At 63.2% G+C, this 6,263-nt stretch carries 6 protein-coding genes; 2 read left to right on the top strand and 4 right to left on the bottom strand.

All coding sequences use genetic code 11. From position 1 onward, the window contains the following. Both VEK15_28125 and VEK15_28120 read left to right on the top strand, forming a co-directional pair. Nucleotides 1-1,143, top strand: a 1,143-nt coding sequence (locus tag VEK15_28125; protein ID HXV64598.1) for a prolyl oligopeptidase family serine peptidase, incomplete at its 5' end; no start/stop codon positions are given. A gap of 143 nt (nucleotides 1,144-1,286) precedes the next feature. After that, nucleotides 1,287-2,123, top strand: coding sequence for a sulfurtransferase (locus VEK15_28120; protein HXV64597.1), 837 nt, complete (start codon nucleotides 1,287-1,289; stop codon nucleotides 2,121-2,123). A 23-nt stretch (nucleotides 2,124-2,146) separates the two neighbouring features. Here the strand turns inward: VEK15_28120 and VEK15_28115 are convergent, their stop codons facing one another. The 4 genes from VEK15_28115 to VEK15_28100 form a co-directional block, all read right to left on the bottom strand. Then, complete coding sequence (locus VEK15_28115; GenBank protein ID HXV64596.1) at nucleotides 2,147-2,524, bottom strand: hypothetical protein; 378 nt, start codon at nucleotides 2,522-2,524, stop codon at nucleotides 2,147-2,149. Nucleotides 2,525-2,589: 65 nt separating this feature from the next. Then, nucleotides 2,590-3,342, bottom strand: coding sequence for a rhomboid family intramembrane serine protease (locus VEK15_28110; GenBank protein HXV64595.1), 753 nt, complete (start codon nucleotides 3,340-3,342; stop codon nucleotides 2,590-2,592). A 69-nt stretch (nucleotides 3,343-3,411) separates the two neighbouring features. Further along, a complete protein-coding gene (locus VEK15_28105; protein ID HXV64594.1) occupies nucleotides 3,412-5,277 on the bottom strand; it encodes a hypothetical protein in 1,866 nt (621 codons plus the stop codon). Further along, a partial coding sequence (locus VEK15_28100) for an excinuclease ABC subunit UvrA (protein ID HXV64593.1) occupies nucleotides 5,274-6,263 on the bottom strand: 990 nt, incomplete at its 5' end. The genes VEK15_28100 and VEK15_28105, both read right to left, overlap by 4 nt.

Here is a 6,263-nt window from a genome sequence, read left to right as displayed (position 1 = left end):
GTCACACCGTCTGCTCGTCACTGGGAGGACGTCGTTCCGCACCGAAAGGACGTCCTGGTCGAAGATTTCGAGCTGTTCCGCGACTTCCTGGTCCTCATCGAGCGATACGAAGGCCGGCAAAGGATCCGGGTGATACCTTGGGAGGGTACCGGCGAGCACGAAGTCAGTTTCGAAGAGCCCGCCTACCATTTGCATCTGAGGGACAACTTCGAGCTCGCGACCGACCTGGTGCGCTTGGGCTACACCTCCCTGAGGACGCCCCGCACCTTCTACGATTACGACATGAGAACGCGGCAGCGCGTGCTCTTGAAACGCGAACCGGTCGTAGGGGATTTCGATCCCGACGATTACGTTACCGAGAGACTCGCCGCCGCCGCACCCGATGGCGCCAAAGTGCCGATCTCTCTCGTCTATCGCAAGGACACCGAGTTATCGGGAAAGCCGCCGCTCGTGCTCTACGGCTACGGGTCCTACGGGATCAACGTCGATGCTTCGTTCTCCTCGGCCCGTTTGAGCCTCCTCGATCGAGGTTTCGTCTATGCCATCGCCCATGTGCGCGGAGGCCAGATGCTGGGCCGGCACTGGTACGACTCCGGGCGGCTCCTCCAGAAGAGGAATACGTTTACCGATTACATCGCCGCGGCCGAGCATCTGGTATCCGAGTCCTATGTGCACCCCGAAAAGCTCTTTGGATGGGGCGGCAGCGCCGGGGGGCTTCTACTCGGTGCGGTGATCAACATGAAGCCCGAGCTCTTCCATGGAGTCGTAGCCCACGTGCCCTTCGTCGACGTGGTCACCACGATGCTCGACGACAGCATTCCTCTCACGACGAGCGAGTACGACGAGTGGGGTGACCCCCGACAAAAGCTGTTCTACGATTACATGCTGTCCTTCTCGCCCTATGACAACGTGGAACGCAAGGACTATCCTCACCTCCTGGTGACCGCCGGTTACCACGATCCCCAGGTCCCCTATTGGGAGCCTGCCAAGTGGGTGGCCAAGCTTCGAGCAATCAAGACCGATTCGAATCGACTCCTGCTCAAGACGAACATGGAGGCCGGCCACCATGGAGAATCGGGACGCTTCCAGCAGTTCCGAGAAACCGCGCTTTGCTATGCCTTTCTCATCGATCTAGCAGGGTGATGAACAAGGACAACTCCGCCTGCCGAGCGGTGGCCAAAACGTCTGCCGCGAGATCGGCGCGCAGCGCCGCAAAGGCCGAGCCGTGGCGGCCCGATCGATTGCGGGTCCCGCCACGGCATTGAGTACTATGTGAAGGAATGAGCATGGGACCCTTGATTGCCGCCGACCAGCTTCTCGCGCATACCGGCGACCCGGACCGGGCCACGATCGATTGCCGCTTCTATCTCGCCGAGCCCGATCGAGGCGAGCGAGAGTATCTCCTTGGCCATCTCCCCGGGGCAATCTACGCGCATCTCGACAGGGACCTGTCCGCTCCACCGAGCGGGACCAACGGACGACACCCGCTTCCCTCGATCGAGCAGATGACCGATCGATTCTCCCAGTGGGGAATCGATGAAGGGGTGCACGTCACCGTCTACGACACCTCCGGCGGTCAAATCGCGGCCCGACTCTGGTGGATGCTTCGTTTCCTGGGACACGACGCCGTCTCCGTCCTCGACGGCGGCCTGGCTGCTTACGAGGCGAGCGGCAGGCCGCTCACCCGTGACCGCGAGCGCCGTGGGCCGCGCCGGTTCGAACCTCGTGTTCGCGAAGGAATGCGTATCGACGTGGACGCCCTGCGGGAGACGTTGGCAGACCATCTGCTCCTCGATGCGCGGGCGCCCGAGAGGTTTCGCGGCGACACCGAGCTGCTCGACCCCGTCGCCGGCCACATTCCCGGCGCCAGGAATCTTCCCTCGTCCGCGAACCTCGATGAACGGGGTCGATTTCTCCCCGAAAAAGTGCTGCGACAGAGGTTCCGCGAGGTCATCGAGTCGGGGCCCGATTCGGTCGTCTCCTACTGCGGGTCGGGGGTCACGGCCTGCCACAATCTGCTCGCAATGGAGATTGCCGGCCTCACGGGGGCGAAGCTCTATCCCGGCTCCTGGTCGGAGTGGTGCGCGAGCCGGGAACGGCCGGTGGCCATCGGCGACGGGTGACCGCTAGCGTCGATGGGTAAGGCTCAGTTGGTTCCACGCTTTCGCGGAGCCACCTTGATCTGAGACGGCTCCTCGATGCGAACGAACAACCGGCCGTTATCCTCCTCGAGCTTCCCGGTGACGCGAACGTTTCGTGATGAGTACTGCTTCTCGATGTCGACCTGGAATTTGTGGATCGAAGCCGAAGTCACGAGCGCCTGAAAGGCCGTGCTCGTGTCGGCGCCGAAGTAGAGGTGAATGCCCGCGGCCGTCTTGTTGCTGCTGTAGACGCGGCCCTCCACCACCACGGTTTGACCGACTTGCTCGGCAGTAATCTCTGTGGGGCGAATCGCATCGCCTTGAGCGAGCGAAAGCGCGGCGAGACCGAGAACCAGGAGCGTGAGGAGTGCCCTGACATTCATGCCGACCTCCTGAGCGCAAGGAGCGAGCGGACGCTACCACCGCCCCGGAAGCTTGTCAACCCGGCTCAATGAATGATGTCTTGATCGTCGCGGCCAGCCCGCTTCTCGTAGTAGGCCTCGAACTTGCGCCTGAGGCGTCTCATGCGCCAGCGTCGATAGGCCTCACGGACCGAGCCCAGAAAGTCGGCCCGTGCAAAGGAGCTCGTCCGTCGGGCCAGCCCCGCCCAGCGCAGCAGAATGTAACCGGTGAGGAAACCCCCGAGGTGCACGGTATGAGCGATTCCCTCCTGACCGCTGAGCGCGCTCACCAGGGAGATGAACCCGACGAAGGCGACGAGGTACTTTGCTTCGACGGGAAACGTCAAGAGAACGTAGATTCGGTTGTTGGGGAAGAGGATCCCGTAGGCGAGCAGTATCCCATAGACCGCTCCCGAGGCCCCCGCGATCGATACGTTGTAGAACGGCCCGATGGGTATGAATGCGAAGAGCGCACCCCCGAGACCGCACAAAAAGTAGTACCGATAAAACGATCGGGTTCCCCAGGTGCTCTCGATGGCGCCACCGAAGAGGAACAAACTGAGCATGTTCCAGAACAGGTGCCACACCCCGAAATGAAGGAACATGTACGTTCCCACCCGCCAGATCTGGAAGTTCCAAGGCAAGACCAGAGGCGGCTGAAGTGTGAACCACTCGGTGAACGGCCGGATGATCACTTGCAAGAGAAACGCCACCATGTTGGCGATGATGATGATCTTGACTCCGGGCGTCAGCGGTCCTCCGAAGCGAACCTGTCCCCTCTGGAAGGCGTAGCCAGGCATGAGCCTTCAGGTTAGCACACGCGGGCGTGCTCGTCTCGGCACCTCATCCGGATCTCGCTGGCAGTACGATCAGCGACGTTCGATATATGTCCGGACCGCACGGAGCGCTCGTGGATGCGAAAGACGCGACGCGGCGATGAGAGAGAGCGGCGTCCCATGGGCGACTCCCTCTTCGACCAGCTCCCAGATGCGGCGCTGGAGTGCCCGATCCTCGCGAATCGCTTCTGGGGAGAGAGAGATGAAGGCGTTCACCGCGAACGCCGTCGCGGTACCGTCCCATATCATCTCTTCGAGAACTCGGCGGGCGCGCTCCGGCGTGATTCTCTGAAGCGCGCGTCTCGCACGCTCGACCTCCGCTCGTTCGCTCTCGGAAAGCTCGGCGACGAGCAGGCGGACGATCCATGGCTCTCCCGATGGAGCCAGCGCGGCCGCGGCGCGAAAACGCACGCTGCGGTCGGGGTGCCCCGCGAGCCGATGGAGCCGTTTCTCGAAGGATCCGAGCTCGGCTTCGGCGAGGCCGGTGAAAGCGGCTTCCCGGCTCGCGGGCGCGCTCTCGTTGACGGCGAGGTCGACGAGGATCGGCAGCCGTCTCGGCTCGCCGGAAAGCGACAGGACGAAGTGGAAACGCTCGGCGAGAGGGCCGGGCTCCTCGCCGAGATAGCTCAGCACCACCGAGGGATGCCGGGCGTGGAGCTGAAACAGCGCCGCGAGCGCCTCGGGGGAGGGGGATCGGGTCGAGACAACGGGAGAAATCAGCTCGCGAAGGGTTTCTCCCTCGAGCGGCGCCTTCATGACGACCGGAAGCAGATCCCCGAGCTCGGTTCTCGACTTCAGAAAAGTGGTCGAGCCGGGAGCGCCCAGAGTCAGCAACGCCTTTTCCGCCGCGTAGCGCACCGGAGGCGAGCCAAGCCGGCGCAGATCGGAAAGAACTGGAACCGCAAGGCCGCGATCGGCGCGCCTCATCAACCCTTCGATCGCTTCGGGCGTCGCCAACGCTTCCAGGCGGAGACGCGCTTCGGGGAGCGGTATGATGGAGAGCGCGCCGACGCCGGCTCGATCGAGCACGCGGCTCGCCTCGACCAGGGACGCCATCACTTCGTAGACCCCATTGGTCTCGAGCGCTCGTGGCCAAGCATCCGTCATCGACGCTACGGCCGAACGTTTCTCTTCCTCGGTCGCGACGTTCGAGAGAAGCAGGGCGGCGAGCGCCTCTCCCCGGGCTCGCTCGGTGCGTGGAATCTGCCTTCTCAGGGAAGGATGACGAGAGCCGACGAGATAAGGGTAGAGGCGGTCGAGCGCTTGCCCGTCGATGGGAAGCCCAACGAGGGCATCGTCGTCACGTGCGGCGAGGACGCGGATGGCCCGATATCTCGCGTCCGCGTCGACAGCGAGGATTTGCTCCCGCAGCCCAACGTCGTTGGGTGCTTCGAGCGCCGGAGCAACCCCAGTGGTCGGTTCCGGTGGCGGACGGCCGAGGTTCTGCTCCAGTCTCGATCGGAGGAGCCGCTCGGAATCTTCCCTTCCGTCTGGCGCCCAGGGCGAAAAGTCGCGCAATCGAACGTCGCGATGGGAGGCTTCGGCGAGAACGGTTCGCCATTCGGTGGGCTCCTCGAAGTAGGAGGTCAGCCCTCTTCGTATGGTCGAGAGATCTCCCGCGCTGGCGAGGACTCGGAGCGCGGACCAGAACGGAGGGCACGAATCGGGAACGGAGTCCAACACCGCTTCGGCATAGCTCGCCGCCTTCTCGGGATCGAGCCTTCGAATCGCGTCGAGGCAAGCGACTTGCTCCTCCTCCACGTCCGGCGTGATCGGCCCAGCCAGCTTGGGACGACAAGCGTTCTCCAGCAGGGGAAGATATCGAACGTCGTCCGATTGCCCCAGCAAACGGATGTCGCCGGCCGACAAACCGGCTACCAGGGCGAGAACGAGGCTCACGAAGCCTCGAGCACGGCTCTTTCGAGAACGCTGCGAAGCACCCTTCCGGTATGAGACCGAGACTCCGAGGCTACCTCTTCGGGTGTGCCGCAAACGACCACCCGTCCTCCCGCATCGCCGCCTTCGGGTCCCAGATCGATGAGATAGTCCGCGGTCTTAACGACGTCGAGGTTGTGCTCGATGACGAGGACGGTGTTGCCGGCGTCCACGAGCGTCTGCAAAACGCTCAGGAGCCGGGCGACGTCGTGAAAATGCAGGCCGGTCGTTGGCTCGTCCAATATATAGAAGGTACGGCCCGTGGCCCGCTTGGCCAGCTCCCGCGAGAGCTTTACCCGCTGGGCTTCGCCTCCCGACAGCGTCGGGGAGCTCTGCCCCAGTTTGATATAGCCGAGTCCAACCTGCTCGATGGTTTCGAGGATACGTCGGATCCCGGGATGGTTTCGAAACAACTCCGCCGCCTCGGCGACGGTGAGGTCGAGCACGTCGGCGATGGAAAGACCTTTGTATCGAATCTCGAGTGTCGAATCGTTGAACCGGCGGCCCCGGCATTCTTCGCAGGGAACGTAAACGTCGGGGAGAAAATGCATCTCGACCTGTATGAGGCCGTCCCCCGAGCATCGCTCGCAGCGCCCGCCTTTCACGTTGAACGAGAATCGTCCCGGCTGGTAGCCCCTGGCCCGCGCCTCGGGAAGCGTAGCGAAGAAACCGCGAATCTCGTCGAATACTTTCGTATAGGTCGCGGGGTTGGACCGCGGCGTACGCCCGATCGGGGATTGATCGATGTCGATCACCTTGTCGAGGTGCTCGATCCCCTCGATTCCGCGGCAGCTTCCCGGAGCGGAGTCGGCGCGATTGAGCGCTCTTGCGAGAGCGGGGTAGAGGATGTCGTTCACCAGCGTGCTCTTGCCCGCGCCCGAGACTCCCGTGACTCCGACGAGCACACCGAGGGGGATCTCGACGTCGATGTCTTTGAGATTGTTCTCGCT

This window comes from Vicinamibacteria bacterium (assembly GCA_035620555.1).
Classification (GTDB): domain Bacteria; phylum Acidobacteriota; class Vicinamibacteria; order Marinacidobacterales; family SMYC01; genus DASPGQ01.
This window is presented reverse-complemented; position numbering and strand designations above follow the sequence as displayed.